At 68.3% G+C, this 19,267-nt stretch carries 17 protein-coding genes; 6 read left to right on the forward strand and 11 right to left on the reverse strand.

All coding sequences use genetic code 11. The features are described from left to right. Window positions 1-4: 4 nt before the first annotated feature. Window positions 5-985 (reverse strand): Bug family tripartite tricarboxylate transporter substrate binding protein, encoded by a 981-nt coding sequence (locus WHX56_RS09645; RefSeq protein WP_287756362.1) that lies wholly within the window; start codon window positions 983-985, stop codon window positions 5-7. Between the two features lie 49 nt (window positions 986-1,034). After that, on the reverse strand, window positions 1,035-2,735 hold the full coding sequence (locus WHX56_RS09650; RefSeq protein ID WP_338881084.1) for an acyl-CoA dehydrogenase family protein: 1,701 nt from the start codon (window positions 2,733-2,735) through the stop codon (window positions 1,035-1,037). A 123-nt stretch (window positions 2,736-2,858) separates the two neighbouring features. Between WHX56_RS09650 and WHX56_RS09655 the strand changes: the two genes are divergently transcribed. Further along, window positions 2,859-3,803, forward strand: a complete 945-nt coding sequence (locus WHX56_RS09655) for a LysR family transcriptional regulator (protein WP_129239155.1) — start codon at window positions 2,859-2,861, stop codon at window positions 3,801-3,803. Between the two features lie 101 nt (window positions 3,804-3,904). After that, complete coding sequence (locus WHX56_RS09660; RefSeq protein ID WP_287756364.1) at window positions 3,905-5,578, forward strand: SulP family inorganic anion transporter; 1,674 nt, start codon at window positions 3,905-3,907, stop codon at window positions 5,576-5,578. A gap of 16 nt (window positions 5,579-5,594) precedes the next feature. On the opposite strand, the gene purU is transcribed toward WHX56_RS09660, so the two are convergent. From purU to WHX56_RS09690, 6 genes are all read right to left on the reverse strand, one after another. After that, complete coding sequence (gene purU, locus WHX56_RS09665) at window positions 5,595-6,449, reverse strand: formyltetrahydrofolate deformylase (protein WP_129239153.1); 855 nt, start codon at window positions 6,447-6,449, stop codon at window positions 5,595-5,597. 103 nt (window positions 6,450-6,552) lie between these two features. Beyond that, window positions 6,553-7,662, reverse strand: a complete 1,110-nt coding sequence (locus WHX56_RS09670; protein WP_338881085.1) for an NAD(P)/FAD-dependent oxidoreductase — start codon at window positions 7,660-7,662, stop codon at window positions 6,553-6,555. Beyond that, complete coding sequence (locus tag WHX56_RS09675; protein ID WP_338881086.1) at window positions 7,659-8,183, reverse strand: flavin reductase family protein; 525 nt, start codon at window positions 8,181-8,183, stop codon at window positions 7,659-7,661. Before WHX56_RS09675 ends, WHX56_RS09670 begins: the two co-directional genes overlap by 4 nt. 39 nt (window positions 8,184-8,222) lie before the next feature. Beyond that, on the reverse strand, window positions 8,223-8,852 hold the full coding sequence (pdxH, locus tag WHX56_RS09680; protein ID WP_129239150.1) for a pyridoxamine 5'-phosphate oxidase: 630 nt from the start codon (window positions 8,850-8,852) through the stop codon (window positions 8,223-8,225). 114 nt (window positions 8,853-8,966) lie between these two features. Beyond that, window positions 8,967-9,611: a gamma-glutamylcyclotransferase gene (locus WHX56_RS09685; protein WP_165360061.1), complete on the reverse strand. Its 645-nt coding sequence runs from the start codon at window positions 9,609-9,611 to the stop codon at window positions 8,967-8,969. Between the two features lie 8 nt (window positions 9,612-9,619). Continuing rightward, a complete protein-coding gene (locus WHX56_RS09690; protein WP_129239148.1) occupies window positions 9,620-10,828 on the reverse strand; it encodes an MFS transporter in 1,209 nt (402 codons plus the stop codon). Between the two features lie 302 nt (window positions 10,829-11,130). On the opposite strand from WHX56_RS09690, the gene WHX56_RS09695 reads away from it, so the two are divergent. From WHX56_RS09695 to WHX56_RS09710, 4 genes are all read left to right on the forward strand, one after another. Beyond that, complete coding sequence (locus WHX56_RS09695; RefSeq protein WP_287755304.1) at window positions 11,131-12,318, forward strand: efflux RND transporter periplasmic adaptor subunit; 1,188 nt, start codon at window positions 11,131-11,133, stop codon at window positions 12,316-12,318. 1 nt (window position 12,319) lies between these two features. Then, complete coding sequence (locus WHX56_RS09700) at window positions 12,320-14,278, forward strand: MacB family efflux pump subunit (RefSeq protein ID WP_338881087.1); 1,959 nt, start codon at window positions 12,320-12,322, stop codon at window positions 14,276-14,278. Between the two features lie 5 nt (window positions 14,279-14,283). After that, window positions 14,284-15,708 (forward strand): efflux transporter outer membrane subunit, encoded by a 1,425-nt coding sequence (locus tag WHX56_RS09705; RefSeq protein ID WP_287755306.1) that lies wholly within the window; start codon window positions 14,284-14,286, stop codon window positions 15,706-15,708. Window positions 15,709-16,238: 530 nt separating this feature from the next. Next, complete coding sequence (locus WHX56_RS09710; RefSeq protein WP_287753645.1) at window positions 16,239-17,078, forward strand: tRNA threonylcarbamoyladenosine dehydratase; 840 nt, start codon at window positions 16,239-16,241, stop codon at window positions 17,076-17,078. Between the two features lie 10 nt (window positions 17,079-17,088). Here WHX56_RS09710 and WHX56_RS09715 read toward each other — a convergent pair whose 3' ends face one another. The 3 genes from WHX56_RS09715 to WHX56_RS09725 are packed head-to-tail and all read right to left on the reverse strand — an operon-like array spanning window position 17,089 to window position 19,133. Continuing rightward, window positions 17,089-17,400, reverse strand: a complete 312-nt coding sequence (locus WHX56_RS09715) for a non-heme iron oxygenase ferredoxin subunit (RefSeq protein WP_129239143.1) — start codon at window positions 17,398-17,400, stop codon at window positions 17,089-17,091. A gap of 15 nt (window positions 17,401-17,415) precedes the next feature. After that, window positions 17,416-17,889 (reverse strand): aromatic-ring-hydroxylating dioxygenase subunit beta, encoded by a 474-nt coding sequence (locus tag WHX56_RS09720; RefSeq protein ID WP_129239142.1) that lies wholly within the window; start codon window positions 17,887-17,889, stop codon window positions 17,416-17,418. 2 nt (window positions 17,890-17,891) lie between these two features. Then, the gene (locus WHX56_RS09725; RefSeq protein ID WP_338881088.1) at window positions 17,892-19,133 is read right to left on the reverse strand and encodes an aromatic ring-hydroxylating dioxygenase subunit alpha; all 1,242 of its coding nucleotides are present in this window, start codon (window positions 19,131-19,133) and stop codon (window positions 17,892-17,894) included. Window positions 19,134-19,267: the final 134 nt, after the last annotated feature.

The following is a 19,267-nucleotide window of genomic DNA, read 5'->3' on the forward strand; positions in this document are numbered from 1 at the left end:
CCGTTCAATCGATGGAAACGTGGGCGCTGGCGATCACGTCGCGCCATTTGGGGACTTCGGCCGAGATGAAGGCGGACAGGCCCTGGGGCGTCTTGTCCTGCGCTTCGACGATGCCCTGGCTGCGCAGCGTCTGGGCGACGCCGGGATCGGACAGGGCGCTCTGGAACGCGCGGTTCAGGGTGTCCACGACCGGGGCCGGCGTGTTCTTGGGGGCCACGATGCCGAAGAACACGCTGACGTCGTAGCCCGCGAGCCCCTGCTCGGACAGCGTGGGCAGGTCGGGCAGCGCGTCGGAGCGCTGGGCGCTCGCCAGGCCGATGGCGCGCAGCTTGCCGGCCTTGACGTAGGGCAGCGCCGTCAGGATGTCGGTGAACGACATGGACACCTGCCCGCCCAGCAGGTCGTTGAGCGCCGGGCCGGTGCCCTTGTAGGGGATGTGCATGATCTGGGTGCCGGCCATGCGGTTGAAGAGAATGCCGGCCAGGTGCGAGGAAGCGCCGTTGCCCGACGAAGCGTAGCTCAGCGCGTCCGGATGCTTCTTGGCGTAGGCGATCAGTTCCTGCGCGTTGTTGGCGGGCACCGACGGGTTCACGACCAGGATGTTGGGCAGGTGGCCGATGCGGATGATGGGGGCGAAGCTGGTCTGGGGATCGTAGCCCTGCTTCTTGTACAGGCTGACGTTGATCGCCAGCGGCCCGGAGGTGCCGAACAGCAGGGTGTAGCCGTCGGGCTTGGCGTTGGCCACGTATTCCGAGCCGATGTTGCCGCCCGCGCCGCTGCGGTTTTCGACGATGACGTTCTGGTTCAGCGGCTGCCTGAGTTTCTCCGCCAGCCTGCGCGCCAGGGCGTCGGTGGGGCCGCCCGGCGGGAAGGGCACGATCAGCGTGACGGGGCGTTCCGAGGGATAGGGATCCGCGGCCAGCGCGGGCGCGGCGGGAATGGCGGCGGCGGCCGCCAGCAGCAAGGGGGCGAGATAACGGGTCATGCTTTGTCTCCAGTGGTGGATGCGCGCCGGCTGTGCCGCCGGCGTCGGTTTACAGCGCGTATTGCAGGATGGCCCGGCAAGCCGCGCTTTCGTCGGGCGGGATGGCATAGGGATCGCTCGGGCCCAGGCGGTGCAGCAGCACCTGGTCGGCCAGTCGCGCCCGGTTTTCCAGTCCGGGGGCGGCGGCTTCCCAGCGCAGGGCGGCCAGGGAAACCGCGTGGTACAGCAGCGATGCCGCCTGGCGGGCCAGCTCGGCGCGGTTGTCCCGGGCGGCGTGCTCGGCCAGCGCGTAGGTCTGTTCCAGCGCGCAGGCCTGCAAGGAGGCCAGGGCGGGCGGGCAGGGCGCGCCCTCGGCCAGCAGGCGGTCGACGTGGCTGCGCAGCGCCGGCAGCGAGTTTTCCTTCGTGATGGCGCGCAGCACGTCCAGCGCCACGATGTTGCTGGTGCCTTCCCAGATGGAGCCCAGGTGCGCGTCGCGCACCAGGCGGGGCTCGGTCCATTCCTCGATGTATCCGCAGCCTCCGCGCACTTCCATCGCGTCGCCGGTGACCTTGCGGGCGTCGCGGCAGGCGCGGAATTTGATGAGCGGGGTCAGGATGCGGGCCAGCGCCGGATCGCCGCCGCCCTGGTCGGCGTCGGCCAGCGCGCGCGCCGTCTGGAACATGACGCTGCGCGCCTGTTCGGCCCAGACCGTCATCTTGACCAGTTGGCGCTGCATCAGCGGCATGTCGATCAGGCGCTTGCCGAAGGCGCGGCGGTGCTGCGAGAAGTAGACCGCCTCGGTGACCGCCCGGCGCATCAGGCCGGCGGCGCGCATGCCGTTGGACAGGCGCGAGTTGTTGATCATGTCGGCCATCTGCTTGAAGCCGCGGCCGCGTTCGCCCACCAGCCAGGCGACCGCGCCTTCCAGGCGGATTTCGCCGCTGGCCATCGACCGCGTGCCCAGCTTGTCCTTCAGGCGCAGGATGCGGTAGGCGTTGTGTCCGCCGCCGGGCAGGTCGCGCGGCAGCAGGAAGAGCGACACCCCCTTCAGGCCGGCCTGCGGCTCGCTGCGCGCCAGCACCATGGCGTAGCCCGCGTCGGGATTGGAGCAGAACCATTTGTCGCCATAGAGGCGCCAGGTGCCGTCGTCCTGGGGCTCGGCCGTGGTTTCGGTGGCGCTGACGTCCGAACCCGCGCCTTGTTCCGTCATGAACATGGCGCCCTGGCGCAGCGTGTCGAAATCCTGGGAGGTGACTTGCGGCAGAACCCGGGCCACCAGTTCCGGGTCGCCGAACTTGCGCAGCGTGCGCGCCAGCGAATCCGTCATGCTGACCGGGCAGCACAGGCCGAACTCCGCCTGCACGAACAAGTGGCTGAGCGCGTATTTGGCGGCGACCGGCATCGGCTCGGGCCAGCCCAGCACGCCGCCCCGGTGCGATAGCGCGGCCAGGCCGAACTCGCTGTAGGCCAGGCGTTCGAGTTCGACGTAGGCCGGGTGCTTGTCGATGCGCGATTCGTCCGTGCCGGCGCGATTGCGCACGGACAGGGTGGGCGGGTTCCTGTCGGCCGCCGACGCCAGTTCGTCCATGGCGCCGCCCGCCAGTTCACCCAGCCGTTCCAGGTGCGGCAGCAGGTGGGCATGCAGCGCCGGGGGCAGGTAGCGCCGGCTGAGCGCCGCGGCGTAAGGATCGGCAAGGAACAGGTTCAGGCCGCGCGAATCCGGAACGGGCGTGGCGGCGGGCGTGGCGGTCTTGACGGGGGCATCCATGGCGGCATCCTGCAAAACGGAAAAAGATGCTTGATGGTGCGCGGGTGGATTAATCTATACAAATACCTTTTTTGTGTAGAACAATCCAAAAAAAATATAGATAGAAGGAACAAGGGGACAAGCATGGACCTGGATCCGCGCCTGCTGCGCTATTTCATCGCCGTGGCCGAAGAGCGCCATTTCAGCCGGGCCGCCGTCCGGCTGCATATCTCCCAGCCGCCGCTGAGCTACGCCATCCGGCAACTGGAGGACAACGTGGGCGCGCGGCTGCTGACCCGCAGCAGCCGCCACGTGGAACTGACCGACGCCGGGCAGGTGCTGTACCGCGAGGCCCTGACGCTGCTGCGCCAGGCGGAGGAGGTGCGCACGCTGGTGCAGCGCGTGGACGCGGGCCTGCGCGGCAGGCTGCGCATCGGTTTTGTCGGCTCCATGCTGTACCGGGGGCTGCCCGCGCTGTTGAACGCGATGCGGGCCGAACTGCCGGACGTGGAGCACGTGCTGACCGAATTGAACTCGCACGACCAGATCGAGGCGGTGCGGCGCGGCGAGCAAGACCTGGGTTTCATCCACGCCAATCCCCTGCCGAAAGGGGTGGAGGCGCGGGACCTGGTGGCCGAGCCCTTCATGGTGTGCCTGCCGCAGGCGCATCCGCTGGCGGGCCGCGAATCGCTGCGGCTGGCCGACCTGGCGGCGGACGATTTCGTGTTCTTCGCGCGGGCGGCTTCGCCGAGCTACTACGAGACGGTGCTGGCCATGTGCGTGTCGGCGGGCTTCACGCCGGTCATCCGGCACGAGGTGCGCCACTGGCTGAGCGTCGCGTCGCTGGTGTCGCAGGGGCTGGGCGTGTCCATCGTGCCGGCCTGCCTGTCGCGCAGCGGCCTGGCGGGCACGCGGTTCATCGCATTCGAGCACGCGGCCCGCTCGGTCAGCCAGGCGATCTGGCCCGGCGCCGCGCGTTCGCCGCTGCAGGAAAAGGCCGTGGAACTGGTGGCGCGGCATTACTCCGCCGCCGGGCCGACAGGAGTACACTCGTTTCAGCCATGTTCTACCGATCGGTCCTGCCCCTGACACGCCGCCGGCGCTTCATTACCCGGCTGCGCCATTGCGGCCCTCCGGCGAAGCACTGAACCCCATCCGAGGGCGTTTCAGTTTCTTCTCCGGAGTCGATCGTGGCTATTCCCTTTTCGTTTCGTCCGCGTCTTTTCAGCGCGCTGCGCGGCTACGACCGCAGCCGTTTCCTGCAGGACCTCGGCGCCGGCCTCACCGTGGCCGTGGTGGCGCTGCCCCTGGCCATGGCCTTTGCCATCGGCTCGGGCCTCAAGCCGGAGGCCGGCCTCTTCACCTCCATCATCGCGGGCTTCCTGATCGCCTTGCTCGGCGGCAGCCGGGTGCAGATCGGCGGGCCGGCGGGCGCGTTCATCGTCATCGTCTACGACATCGTGCAGCAGTACGGCGTGGCCAACCTGATCATCGCCACCGCGCTGTCCGGCGTGCTGCTGTTCGTGATGGGGCTGCTCAGGCTGGGCACATTGGTGCGCTTCATCCCGGTGGCGGTCATCATCGGCTTCACCAACGGCATCGCGGTGCTGATCGCGCTGTCGCAGGTCAAGGATTTCCTGGGCCTTTCGATTCCCGACATGCCGGGCGATTTCTTCGGCATCCTGGGCGCGCTCGGCGGCCATCTGTCCACGCTCAATCCCTGGGCCGCCGGGGTGGCGCTGGTTTCGCTGGCGGTGATCGTCGGCTGGCAGCGCTGGCTGCCGAAATGGGGCGGCCACCGGACGACCCGGCTGGCCCGCGTGCCCGGCTCCATCGTCGCGCTGGCGCTGGCCACGGCGGCGGTGGCCGTGTTCGGGCTGCCGGTCGAGACCATCGGCAGCCGCTTCGGCGGCATACCGGCGGCGCTGCCCGACTTCACCCTGCCGGCGTTCAGTTGGGAATCGGCCCGCTTCCTGCTCATGCCCACCCTCACGCTGGCCGTGCTGGGCGCCATCGAGTCGCTGCTGTGCGCGCGCGTGGCCGACGGCATGATTGGCGACCGGCACGACCCCAACCAGGAACTGATGGCGCAGGGCATCGCCAACTTCGTCACGCCCTTTTTCGGCGGCATGCCCGCCACCGGCACCATCGCGCGCACGGTGACCAATGTGAAAAGCGGCGCCACCAGCCCCGTCGCCGGCGTGGTGCATGCGCTGGTGCTGCTGCTGGTGATCCTGGCATTCGCGCCGCTGGCGGCCTCCATCCCGCTGGCCACCCTGGCGGCCATCCTGATGTTCGTGGCCTGGAACATGGGCGAATGGCGCGAGTTCGCGCGGCTCAAGACTTACCGGATGCCTTACCGCGTCACGCTGGTGTCGGTGTTCCTGCTGACCGTGATCTTCGATCTGACGGTCGCGGTGGAGTTCGGCATCTTTGCCGCGTGCATTACCTTCATCTACCGCATTTCCAGCCTGTCGCGCGCCGAACGCATCACGGCCGCCGAGCAGCCCCTGCTGGCCGGGCAGGATGGGAAAGTCGCGGTCTGGCGGCTGTATGGCACCGTTTTCTTCGGCGCCACCAAGCTGGTCGAGTCGCTCGAGGACCACCTGCCCGCGCGGGCGCTGGTGCTGGACCTGAAGAACGTGATCTACGTGGATTCGACCGGCGCCGAGGCGCTGGAAGGACTGAGCGCCGCGTGCGACGCGCGCCAGGTGCGGCTGATCGTTTCTGGCCTGATGGGCCAGCCGCTGGACATCGCGCGCCGCATCGGTCTGTATAAGCGCTTGCAGGGCCATCTACAGCCCGACGTGGCGAGCGCCACGGCGGCGGCCGTGGCCGCCGCGCAAGCGGACGAGGGCGCGTAGGCGGCTGGCGGGAGTCCTAGCGGAAGACCACCGTTTTGTTGCGGTTCAGCAGGATGCGGTGTTCGACGTGGCTGCGGACCGCGCGCGACAGCACGAGGGATTCGATGTCGCTGCCGACCTGGGTCAGGTCCTGGGCGGTCATGGTGTGGTCCACTCGCTCGATGTCCTGGTCGATGATGGGGCCTTCGTCCAGGTCCGAGGTCACGTAGTGGGCGGTGGCGCCGATGATCTTGACGCCGCGGGCGTGCGCCTGGTGATAGGGGCGGGCGCCCTTGAAGCTGGGCAGGAAGCTGTGGTGGATGTTGATGGCGCGGCCGTTGAGCGCGCGGCACATGTCCTCGGACAGGATCTGCATATAGCGGGCCAGCACGACCAGGTCGACGCCTTCCTGCTCGGCCAGGGCCAGCACCTGCCGTTCCTGTTCCGCCTTGGTGTCGGCCGTGACCGGCAGGTAATGGAACGGGATGCCGTAGGAGGCCGCCAGGCCGGCGTAGTCGTTGTGGTTCGACACGATGGCGGCCACTTCGGCGTGCAGGTGGCCGCTGTGCACGCGGAACAGCAGGTCGTTCAGGCAATGGCCCTGCTTGCTGACCATGATGAGCAGGCGTTCCTTGCGGCGGGCGTCGTGCAGCTTCAGTTCCATGCCGTATTCCTCGGACATGGCGGCCAGGCGGGCGCGCAGGTCGCTGGCGGCCACGCCGGCGGGCGCGTCGAAGTGCACGCGCAGGAAGAAGCGGCCGGTTTCCTCGTCGCCGAACTGCTGCGAATCCAGGATGTTGCAGCCCAATTCGAACAACAGGCCGCTGACGCGGTAGACGATGCCCGTGCGGTCGGGGCAGGACAGGGTCAGGATGTAGTCGTTGTGCTGCATGGCTCAGAAAACAAAAGAGGAAAAAGGAAAACAGATGGCGGCAAAAATAGCCAGCCCTCCCGCCGGGCCGCTAGCACGCGCAGCGTGCACGGCGTGGGGGCGCCTATCCATTTAGACGGGCCAGGGTTTCTTCCGCCAGCGCCAGGCTGGAGGTCAGCCCTGGCGACTCGATGCCGAACAGGTTCACCAGGCCGGGCACGCCGTGCGCGGCCGGGCCGGCGATGACGAAGTCGGCGGCGGGCTCGTGGGGGCCGGATATCTTCGGCCGGATGCCGGTGTAGCCAGGCGCCAGCGCGTCGTCGGGCAGCGCCGGCCAATAGCTGCGGACCGCCGCGTAGAACACGTCAGCGCGGGCCGGGTCCAGGGTGTAGTCCTCGGTGCCGACCCATTCGGTGTCGGGGCCGAATTTCGCCTGCCCGCCCATGTCCAGCGTCAGGTGCACGCCCAGGCCGGCATGCTGCGGCACGGGGTAGATCAGGCGCGAGAAGGGCGTGCGGCCGGACAGCGTGAAATAGCTGCCCTTGCACAGGTAATCGGTGGGAATGCTGGAGGCCGGCACGCCCTCGATGCGGCGCGCCAGCGCCGGGGCCTGCAGGCCCGCCGAATTGATGAGCACGTTGCAGTTCAGGGTCATGGCGTCGTCGCCGCCGAACTGCAGCTCGAAGCCGCCTTCGGGGCGCGCGCGGCCGGACACCAGCGGCGTGTGGAAGACGCATTGGGCGCCGGCGTTCTCGGCGTCGCCCTGGAACGACAGCATCAGCGCGTGGCTGTCCACGATGCCGGTGGACGGCGACGACAGCGCGGCGGTGCATTGCAGCGCCGGTTCCAGGCGCATGGCGTCTTCGCCCGACAGGAACTGCAGGTCGTCGACGCCGTTGGCGCGGGCGCGCTGGGCGATGCTCTCCAACTGCGCGGCCTGTTCGGCGCTGGTGGCCACGATGAGTTTGCCCAGGCGCTTGTGCGGCACGCCGCGCTCCGCGCAATAGCCGTAGAGCAGGTGCTTGCCGCGCACGCACAGGCGGGCCTTCAGGCTGCCCGCCGGGTAATAGATGCCCGCGTGTATGACTTCGGAGTTGCGCGAACTGGTGCCGGTGCCGATGGCCTCGGTGGCTTCCGCCACCAGCACTTCGCGTCCGGACTGGGCCAGCGCGCGCGCGATCGCCAGGCCCACCACGCCGGCGCCGACGACGACGCAATCGATGTCCGTGTTCATGGCACTTTCCTTTCCGTCCGGTCGCCGGCGGGAGTCAGGTCGAAGCCGCCGGCATGGAAGACCAGCGGCGGCTCGGCGCTGTGGCCGCAGCGCTCCACCTCGCCCACCATGATGACGTGGTCGCCCTCGACGTAGCGGCTGCGGTTGTGGCATTCGAACCAGGCCGCGCAGTGGCCGTCCAGCATGGGGGTGCCGCCCGGGGCGTGGTGCACGGGCAGGCCGGCGTAGCGGTCGGGGGTCTTGCCGGTGGCGAAGCGGCGCGCCAGCGCGATCTGTTCCGCGCCCAGCACGTTGACGACGTAGCGCTCGCACTGTTCGAAGGCGGCCAGCGAAGACGAACTCCGGGACAGGCTCCACAGCACCAGCGGCGGATTCAGCGACACGGAATTGAAGGAACTGACCGTCAGCCCGATGGGCGCGCCATCTAGGCCGGCGGCCGTCACGACGGTCACGCCCGTGGCGTAGCGGCCCAGCGCGGTGCGGAAAAAGGCAGCGTCAAAATCAGGGGAGGAGGCGGTCATGCAATCGTGGATTGGGGCGGGCGCGCCGGGCGCCCGGCATCAAGGCGACAGGCGTTCGATCTTCCAGGCCGTGCCGTCGGCGACGTAGCGCAGACGGTCGTGCAGGCGCGAGGGCCGGCCTTGCCAGAATTCGAAGACGGTGGGCTTCAGGCGGTAACCGCCCCAGTGCGGCGGGCGCGGCGGCGCTTCGCCGAAGCGTTCGCGGAATTCCCGTTCCCGGGCTTCCAGCTCTTCGCGGGTGATGGGCTGGCTCTGGCGCGAGGCCCAGGCGCCGATGCGCGAGCCCGCGGGGCGGCTGTGATAGTAGGCGTCCGATTCCTCGGCGGCCACTTTTTCCACCACGCCCTCGATCCGGACCTGGCGCTCCAGCGGCTGCCAGAAGAACAGCAGGCAGGCGCGGGGCTCGGCCTGCAGGTCCAGGCCCTTGCGGGATTCGTAATTGGTGAAGAACGTGAACCCGCGCTCGTCGAAGCCCTTGATCAGGACGATGCGCGCGCTGGGCTGGCCGCCGGCGTCCACCGTGGCCAGGGTCATGGCGTTGGGTTCGGGCACCTTGGAGGCCAGGGCCTCGTCGAACCAGAGGGTGAATTGCGCGAACGGCGAAGCCGAGGCCTGGCTTTCGAGCAGGACATTCTTGTCGTAACTTTGACGCAGATCAGAGACGGACATGGGCGTAAGGATTCAGCGTTGATAACAGGGAGTTTATACCGCCTGGACCGCGGTCCCCCTATTGACCCCGCTCAGGTCTTCGGCAAGATGGCCGTCTGGAGCGGGGCGCCGGCCTCAGCCGCCTTCCGGAAGGGGCCGCCCGTCCTGTTCGAGCCGGCGGGCGATGGCGTCCAGCCGGGCATCCTGGATGCCCGCGGCGCGCAGCGCCTGGGCGGTCTGCACCACGTAGTCCGTGCAGGGGCCGTAGCGGCCGGCGGCGCGGCGCACGATGGCCAGCAGCTCGGGTTCCGGCAGGGCGCGGATATAGGCGGGGTTGTCCCGGTTCATGATGAAGACCAGCGCCCGGACGGTGCCGCCGTCCGTCGCGCAGTTGAGCCAGCGGGGCAGGTAGGCGCCGGTGGACATCTCGCGCTCCCAGAGCGCGGGGAAGTAATTGGGCACCTGGTCGCCGGCCAGCCGGTAGACCACGCCCCGGCACGAGCCGCCCCGGTCCAGGCCGAATACCAGGCCCGGGCACTCCGGCGTGCCCCGGTTGACGCGCGACCACAGGCACAGCGCCCGGTGGTGGCCGCGCAGGGTGGCGAGCCGGCGTTCCATGAAGTCGAAGTCGGGGCGCCAGATCAGCGAGCCGTAGCCGTACACCCACACGTCCTCGCCGGATTGCCAGTGGCGCAAGGCATCGTCCAGGGAGTCTTGCCGTTCTTCCGGCGTCCAGAGGCGAAAAGGCAGGCTGGCGCCGGCGGGAGGGGAAGACAAAATGTTCACGACTACGGTTTGCGGTCAGATTCGATCGGGGGATTGCGGTTGGCCCAGCCGCCGGCCATCAAGGCCAGGGAATAGGCCCAGAACAGCGGGGCAACGCCAATTACCGCACCGAGCGCGCCGAAGGTCAACGGCAGGGACACCTGGGAGCCGTTGATGAGCGCCATCCGCAGGCCCACCGCCTCGGCGGCCCGGCCCGGGGGCGAATGATGGTGCAGCAGCGACAGCATGCTGGGCTGGCAGCAGCCCAGGGCCAGTCCCAGGATGAAAGACAGCACGATCAGGACGGTAACGTCGGTGAACAGCGGGTAAAGCATGAAGTCGATGGCGGCCGTCGCCATGGCGGCGCGGACCAGTGTCCAGGAACGCACCCGGCGCTGGATCAAGGGCAGTACGAGGCGGATGACGAACGTTGCCGCCGCGAAGGAGGCAAGAATGACGCCGATCGTGGTGGCCGACAGGCCGATGGCCACGCCAAAGATGGGCACGACGAACAAATGGGTGTCCCAGGCGCCCGACAGAATGGTGTTCACCATCAGGATCCGGCGCAGCGCCGGCACCGCCAGCAATTCGGTAACGCGGCGCCTTTCCGCTTCTTTTGCGCCGGAAAGCAGCGAATCCACCGCCTTCAATTGGTGACGCATGAAATAGAGACCGCCCGCCGACAGCAGCGGGCCCACGGTCAGCAAGCCGAAGGCCAGCCGGGTGCCCAGGTGGTCGATCGCCAGGCCGGCGATGAGCGGGCCCGAGAACCCGGACCCCGCCAGGGCCAGCGACATGAAGGAAAAGTTGCGCAGCCGCTGCGTGGGCTCGGCGTGGCCCAGGAGGTCCTGGGTGGCGACCTGGTGCAGCATGAAGCCGATGCCGATGCAGCAGGATGCGATGAGCAGCGCCAACTGGGTCTGGGAAATGAAGGGCAGCGCGGTGCCGACCGCCACCAGCGTCGTGCCGATGACCAGCGGCCGCACGATGCCGACCCGGTCGACCCAGCGGCCCGCGCGCACCGAGAACAGCATGGGCAGCACGGCGAACACCGCGACCAGCGTGCCCACCTTGAAGGTCGACAGCCCCATTTGCAGCGCGGTCAGCGAGACGGTGATGCGTCCCCCCGTCAGCGCCACGTGGTTCATCATGGCCAGCACGCACAAAAGCGCCGCCCCGGAAAATTCCGGGGAACTGGGAGACGAGGAGGGGGATCTATGAGAGGTAGACACGGATACGGCTTAACTGCGTTCATTCTGTCCATATCGTCGCCCAATGTCGAGGCGCGCGTGTTTTGCACTGCCGCAATTGGCGCCATACCGAGATTTCACGATGGGCGCCAGCTAGGGGCAAACTCGGCAGCGTATTGTGCAAAATGGCGGCACGTTCGGCGCTTCTGCGCGCCGGGCGGCGGGCCGGGGCGCGCCAAAGCGTTGTATCGTTCTCGCAACGGAACAATCGGGCGGATGCTTGACGCCCGCAATTCGCAATACCGGCGCGGGGCGGAAGCCCGGCGCTCCATTCGGCAGGTTCAATGAAAAAATCCCGCAGCAAGTTCAAACGCTACCTCCTGATAGCCGTCCTGCTCCTGCTCGCCGCATTCGCCGTGCGCGCCGCCTTCTTCTCGGCGCCGCCGCCTCCCACCTTCGCCGTGGCCGAGGTCACCCGCGCCAACCTCGAGGACAGCGTGCTGGCCAGCGGCACGATCGACGCCATCGAGCGCGTCAGCGTGGGCGCCCAGGTTTCCGGCCAGTTGAAATCGCTGAAGGTGGCGCTGGGCGACCGGGTCCGGAAAGGCCAACTGGTCGCCGAGATCGACGACCTGACCCAGCAGAACGACCTGCGCAATGCCGAAGCCGCCTTGCAGACCCGGCGCGCGGAACGGGCGGCCAAGGTCGCCATGCTGAAGCAGGCCGAACTGGCCTTCCGCCGTCAGCGCCAGATGCTGGCGGCGGACGCCAGCTCGCGCGAGGCCTACGAGACCGCCGAGGCCACCCTGGGCGTGACCCGCGCCGAGATCGCGTCGCTGGACGCCCAGATCGCGCAGGCCGAGATCCAGGTGGACACGGCCCGCGTCAACCTGGGCTACACGCGCATCGCGTCGCCCATCGACGGCGTGGTGGTGGCCGTGGTCACCAAGGAAGGGCAGACCGTCAACTCGATCCAGAGCGCGCCCACCATCATCAAGGTCGCCCAGGTCGACACCATGACGGTCAAGGCGCAGATTTCGGAGGCGGACGTGACCCGCGTGAAGCCGGGCCTGCCGGTGTACTTCACCATCCTCGGCGAACCCGACGAGCGCTACCGCGCCGAACTGCGCGCGGTGGAACCGGCGCCGGACTCCATCCAGAAGGACGACGCGGCGTCCTCGCTGACGACGTCCTCCAGCGGCAGTTCCACGACCGCGGCCGTCTACTACAACGGCTTGTTCGACGTGCCCAATCCCGACGAGAAGCTGCGCATCTCGATGACCGCGCAGGTCTTCATCGTGCTGGGCGAGGCCAAGGACACCGTGGTGGTGCCGGCCTCGGCGCTGGGCAAGCGCGGCGAAGACGGCCGCTACGCCGTGCGCGTGGTGCTGAAGGACAACAAGACGGAAGTGCGCCAGGTCAGGATCGGCATGAACAACAACGTCCAGGCGCAGGTTCTGGAGGGGCTGGAAGTGGGCGAGCGCGTCGTGTCGGCCGATGCCGCCCCGCCCGCCGCGGCCCCGGGGGCCTGAGATGGGCATGCCCCTCATCTCGCTGGCCGGCGTGCGCCGCGAGTTCCCCGCGGGCGAGCAGACCATCGCGGTCCTGAAGGATATCGACCTGTCCATCGAGGCCGGCGAAATGGTGGCCATCGTGGGCGCGTCCGGGTCGGGCAAGTCCACGCTCATGAACATTCTGGGCTGCCTGGACCGCCCCACCCGCGGCGAATACCGGGTCGACGGGCGCAGCACCGGAGACCTGGACCCGGACGAACTGGCCGAACTGCGCCGCGAGCATTTCGGCTTCATCTTCCAGCGCTATCACCTGCTGTCGGACCTGACGGCGCAGGGCAACGTGGAAGTGCCGGCCGTCTATGCCGGCAAGCGGCGCGAGGCGCGCCTGGCGCGCGCCGATGCGCTGCTGGAGCGGCTGGGGCTGGGCGACCGGTCCGGGCACCGGCCCGGCCAGTTGTCCGGCGGCCAGCAGCAGCGCGTGAGCATCGCGCGGGCGCTGATGAACGGCGGCGACATCATCCTGGCCGACGAGCCGACCGGCGCGCTGGACACGCACACCGGCCAGGAAGTGCTGCGCATTCTGGAAGAGCTGAACGCGGCGGGGCACACCATCATCATCGTCACGCACGATATGAACGTGGCGCGCCATGCCCAGCGCATCATCGAGATCAGCGACGGCGAAATCGTCTCCGACCATCGCAATCCCGACGCCCCGCGCCGCGAGACCGCGCGGGACGAGGCGCCCGCGCTGGCCCGGCGGCCGGCCTGGCAGGCCTACCTGGACCGTTGCGGCGAAGCCCTGCGCATGGCGCTGCTGGCCATGAACGCGCACCGGCTGCGCACCTCGCTGACCATGCTGGGCATCATCATCGGCATCGCGGCGGTGGTGTCCGTGGTCGCGCTGGGCGAAGGTTCGCGCCGCAAGATCCTGGACGACATCAGCGAAATCGGCACCAATACCGTCGAGGTCTTTCCCGGCAAGGACTTCGGCGACGAGAAGGCCGTCAACATCCGCACCCTGGTGGCGGCCGACGCGGACGCGCTGGCGCGGGAATCCTACATGGACAGCGTGACGCCCGAAGTCTCCACCAGCAATACGCTGCGCTACCGCAACGTGTCCGTCAACGGCGCGATCCAGGGCGTGGGCGAACAGTATTTCCGGGTGCGCGCCATCAAGCTCGCCCAGGGCAAGTTCTTCGACGCCACCAGCGTGACGCGGCGGGCCCAGGAGGTAGTGATCGACGACGGCACGCGCAAGGCTTTGTTCGGATCGCATACCGACCCGATCGGGCAGGTGGTGTTCCTGGGGTCCATGCCGGCCCGCGTGATCGGCGTGACGCAGAAGAAGGACACGGTGTTCGGCAGCAACGACACCCTGAACGTGTGGGTTCCCTACACCACGGCGCTGTCCCGGGTGCTGGGCCAGCAGCACCTGAAGAGCATCACCGTCCGCGTCAACGACGCGTCGCCGCCCGCCGCGGCGGAGCAGGCCATCGTGCGCCTGCTGACGCGCCGCCACGTGGTGAAGGATTTCTTCGTGTTCAACACGGACGCCATCCGCAAGACCATCGAACGCACCACGGCGACGATGACCCTGCTGGTGTCCATGATCGCGCTGATTTCGCTGATGGTGGGCGGCATCGGCGTCATGAACATCATGCTGGTGTCGGTGACCGAGCGCACCCGCGAGATCGGCGTGCGCATGGCGGTGGGCGCGCGGCGCAGCGACATCATGCAGCAGTTCCTGATCGAGGCGGTGCTGGTGTGCCTGATCGGCGGGGCGATCGGCATCCTCCTGTCGCTGGGGCTGGGCGTGCTCGTGTCCAAGGCCACGGGCGGCTCGTTCAAGATGATCTACTCCACGGCGGCCATGGTGGCGGCGTTCACGTGCTCGACGCTGATCGGGGTGATTTTTGGGTATTTGCCGGCGCGCAACGCGGCGCGCCTGGATCCCGTAGAGGCGTTGGCCCGGGAATGAAAACGATGAAAGCGGTTTCCCTGATCTGCAAGCCCGTCGCCCTGGCGCTGCTGTTAGCGCTGGGCGGCTGCGGCGGCCTGCTGCGCACCGATTACGAGCCGCCGGCCGCCTCCGTGCCCGCGGCCTGGTCCCATGCCCCGGCGGCGGACGCCCGGGCCGCCCTGCTGGCCGAAGGCGGCGCATGGTGGAGGAATTTCAACGACCCGGTGCTGACCGGCCTGGTCGAGGGCGCATTGGCGCGCAACAACGACCTGGCCGCGGCCGCCATCCGAGTGCGGCGGGCCCAGTACCAGGCGGGCCTGTCCGAGGACCAGTTGTTTCCGCAATTGGGCGGCAGCGCCAACGTCACTCGCACGCGCACGCTGAGCGGCGAACGCCTCACCACCCGGAACAACACGGCGGAGCTGACCGTCAGCTACGAGGTGGACCTGTGGGGCAAGCTGTCCCGCCAGCGCGACGCCGCGCAATGGGAAGCGCTGGCCACCGAACAGGACCGCCAGAGCGCGGCCCTGTCGCTGGTGGGCACCACCGCCACGCTGTACTGGCAGACCGCCTTCATCAATCAGCGCATCGCCAGCAGCGAAGAAAGCATCGCCTACGCCCGCAAGACGCAGGACCTGGTGCGCGCCCAGTACGCGGCGGGCGGCGCGTCGGCGCTGGAAATGGCCGAGGCCGAGCAGACCGTGGCCAGCCAGCAGGCCGCCCATGCGCTGCTGGTGCAGGCGCGGGTGGAATACGCGAACGCGCTGGCCATCCTGTTCGACGGCCCGCCGGAGCGCACCATGGCGGATCCGGCGCGTTTGCCGCGGTATCCGCTGCCCGACGCCCGCGCCGGCGTTCCCGCCGAACTGCTGGGCCGCCGCCCCGACCTGCGCGCCGCCGAACTCCGCCTGCGGGAAGCCCTGGCCACCGTCGACGCGACCCGCGCCAGCTTCTATCCGCCCTTGACCCTCACGGGCGCCTTGGGCAGCGCGAGCCCGACGCTGTCCGACATCCTGCGCAACCCCATCGGATCCCTGGGGGCGGGGCTGACGTTGCCATTCCTGCAATGGAACCAGATGCAGCTCAACATCAAGATCTCCAAGGCGGACTACGAGGAACGCGTGGTGAACTTCCGGCAGTCGCTGTACCAGGCGATGGCGGACGTGGAGAACGCGTTGTCGAACCGGACGCAACTGGCGCTCCAGGCGGCGCAACTGGATGCTTCCCTGAGCGCGGCCCGCCAGGCGGAAAGCCTGTACGAGGTGCGGTACCGGGCGGGAGCGGTGCCGCTGAAGGATTGGCTGGACGCGCAGGAAAAGCGCAGGACGGCCGAGATCGCGCGGGACGAGAACATGCTGAACCGGCTGGTGAACCAGGTGACGGTGTATCAGGCGCTGGGTGGGGATGATGCGGCGGGGGCGTTTGCTGGCGGGGTGGCGGGTTCTTGATACGCGCGGGCTAGTGTCTGACACCCTTGCACGACGACGGTCAAGTTGCATGGGTGCTCCGCGGGTGTCTGACACCAACGCATATCCGAGGGTGTCAGACACCCGTGGGGCATCGGCAAGGCGTGGAGGGCGTTTCGTCGGGTGTCAGACACCTGGGTCCGTCGGCGGCCTTTTGACAACTAGTGACCTGCACTTCCACGCAAGTGTCTGACACCCTTGAATGACGACGATCAAATTGCATGGGTGCCCCGCGGGTGTCAGACACCCGCGGGGCACCGGCAACGCATGGAGGGCGTTTCATCGGGTGTCAGACACTTGGGCCTGTCGGCGGCCTTTTGACAACTAGTGATCTGCACCCGCGCGCTAGTGTCTGACACCCTTGAACGACGACGATCAAATTGCATGGGTGCCTCGCGGGTGTCTGACACCAACGCAATCGTTGACCCGCGCCACCCCAGGCGCCGCCGCGACGGGCGTCTTAAAAACCAAGCTCCGCCCTACAAACAACGCCTGCCATAAAATACAACCCCATGAACTCCCCCGCCCACCCCCCGGAACCCGCCGACCTGGACCGCCGCTTCGGCGGCCTCTCCCGCCTCTACGGCCCCGAAGCCCCGGCCCGCCTCCGTAACGCCCACGTCGCGGTCGCCGGCCTGGGCGGCGTCGGGTCCTGGACGGTAGAGGCGCTGGCCCGCTGCGGGGTCGGGGCGCTGACGCTGATCGACCTGGACCACATCGCCGAATCCAACGTCAACCGGCAGATCCACGCGCTGACGTCGACGCTCGGGCAATCCAAGGTGGACGCGATGGCCGAACGGGTGCTGGCCATCAATCCGGAATGCCGGCTCACGCGGGTCGACGACTTCGTGTCGCCCGACAACGTGGCCGAGGTGCTGCCGGGCCCGTACACCGTCATCATCGACTGCACCGACCAGGCGGCGGCCAAGATCGCGATGATCCTGCATGCGCGGGCGCTGGGCGCGCCCATGCTGCTGTGCGGCGGGGCGGGAGGCAAGACGGACCCCCTGGCCTTGCGGGCGGGCGACCTGTCCGCGGCGGTGAACGACGCGCTGCTGTCGAAGCTGCGCAACAAGCTGCGGCGCGAACACGGCTTTCCGCGCGCCTCCGACCAGAACGGGCGGGCCCTGAAGCGCGTGCCGAAGATGGGCATCCACGCCTTGTGGTTCGACCAGCCCGCCATCCTGCCGGACGCCTGGACCCGGCCCACCGAGGGCGAGGACGACATGGGCGCCTCGGGGCAGGCACTGGCGCCGCAGGGCCTGTCCTGCGCCGGCTACGGCTCGGTCGTGACGGTGACCGCGGCCATGGGCATGGCCGCGGCCAACGAGGCGCTGCGGCTGGCGGTCTGAGCGCCGGCCCCTACAACGCCACGAACACCACGCCGTCCTCGATCCTGACGGGGTAGGTGGCGAGGTTGTCGCGCAGCGGCGAACAGAGCGCCCGGCCGTCGCGCACGTCGAAACGGCCCTGGTGCAGCGGGCATTCGATCTCGTGCCCGGTCAGGAAACCGTCGCACAGCCGCGCATTGCCGTGCGTACAGAGGTTGTCGGTCGCGTAGACCTCGCCGTCCACGCCGTAGAGCGCGATTTCGCGGCCGCCCGCCTCCACGGCGATCACGTCCTCTTCCGGCACGTCGGCCCGCGCGACGGCCTTGATCCATTGCATGCTCATGGTGCTGTGTCCTGGTCAGATGGGGTAGATGAGCGAATTCGGCACCAGTTCGCTGTCGAAGATGCACAGCCGCGACTCGAACTTCAGGCCGTCCGGGCCGCGGCGCACCACATCCTGGTAGCGGCCCACGTTGAACACGGTGGTCAACTGGCTGGGCTTGGTGCGGAACACGGCGTAGTTGGCTTCGGATTCGATGCGGTCGCCCTGCACCGACAGCACGCGCGGCGCGCCCACCACGTGGCGCTGGTAGTAGGGATCGTGGAAGATCGTGTCGGTGGCGCCGTAGATGCGGTCCTTCAGCATGCCGCGGCTTTCGAAGGCCATGGTCGCCAGGGGATAGCCGCGCTCGTGGTTTTCGCGCGGCAGCACCTTGTACACGCAGTCCTCCAGGAAGAAGTCTGGCCATTTCTCCCATTCCTCCGCGTCCAGCGCGGCGGCGTAGTCGTTGTACAGGCAGGTCAGTTGGTAGTAGAGGGGAAAGTCCAGCATCGTCAGGCCTCCATCACCCGCCGCCAGTACGCGTACATGCCGCGGATCAGCGTTTCGGTCACCATGTGGCCGGTGTTCTCGGCCGTCTTGCCGCCCAGCTCCGCCACGCTGCGGTGCCAGGGCTTCTGCTCGAAGCCCGATTGCGAGAACTCGATGACCTCGCCGTCGTCCGCGGACACGAAGCCCGCCGGGCCGAACAGATTGGCCTGGCGCAGGCGGCGGCGCGTCATCTCGGGCGTGTCGTCGGCGAAGCCGAAGTGCGTCCAGACGAAATCGAAGGCGTCGTGGCCCACCGGCTGGATGTGGCGGGTGGACAGCGAATTCACCTGCTGCTGGATGACGACGCTGGGAAACAGCGTCATCAGCACGGCGGTCGGGCCGTTCCACCACGGCTCCGGCACGATGTCGAGGAAGCGGTCGTCGTGGAGCGACATCTGTTCCTTGAAGCTCGACACGCCGCTGGTCACGCTGCCCTTGCCGCCCTGGCCGCGGGTGGAGATCATGGCGGCGTGGCGGAAATGGCGGTCCATCTTCAGTTCGGAGCGGTTGTCCGCCCGCCACAGGCCGAAGGTGACGAACCAGGTGTGCAGCAGGCCGGGGTGGTAGGGGTCCTTGATGTTCTCCTGCATCAGTTTCCAGTTGCCCGGGATGCGCTGGCGGCTGTAGCCGTGGATTACCAGCTCGCGGCCGTCGAAGACGCGGTCGAAATAGTGCAGGATGTCCGGCCCCAGGTAGTCTTCCAGCGGCTCCACGCCGTGGTCGAACGAGGCGAACACCACGCCGTTGCGGCAGGCCACGGCCAGCTTGGTCAGGCCATGTTCTTCGGGCTTGAAGTCGGGCGGCATGCCGCCGTTGACCTGGCCGTCCTGCTTGACGCCGCGCCGGAAGGGCACGCCGATCAGGTTGCCTTGCAGGTCGTAGTTCCACTGGTGGTAGGGGCAGACGAATTCACCGCGGTTGCCGGAGCGTTCGCGGCAGAACTGCACGCCGCGGTGGGCGCACACATTTTCCACCACGCGCACCTGGCCGTCGTTGTCCCGCAGCAGAATGACCGAACGCTCGCCCACGGCGGTGCGCTTGAAGTCGCCCGGGTTGGGGATCTCGGCTTCCAGGCCCACGTAGCACCAGTGCGCGCGGTAGAAGAAGCGGTCCAGTTCGCGCTGGTGCAGGGCGGCGTCGGTGTAGACGCCGAACGGAATGCGGTGGGAGCTGTCCCCTTCCCAGGGCGGCGTACAGGAATGCATGGCGGGTCTCCTTGGTTCGGCTGGCCGCGGGACGGCCGGGCAGAGCCCGCGCGGCATGGGCGCGGGCGTTTGTCGCATGATCGGGCAGGCTATGAAATAAATAAATAGAATCTGCATGATGAGATAAATCACCA

Source organism: Achromobacter veterisilvae (assembly GCF_037619525.1).
GTDB classification, from domain to species: domain Bacteria; phylum Pseudomonadota; class Gammaproteobacteria; order Burkholderiales; family Burkholderiaceae_B; genus Achromobacter; species Achromobacter veterisilvae.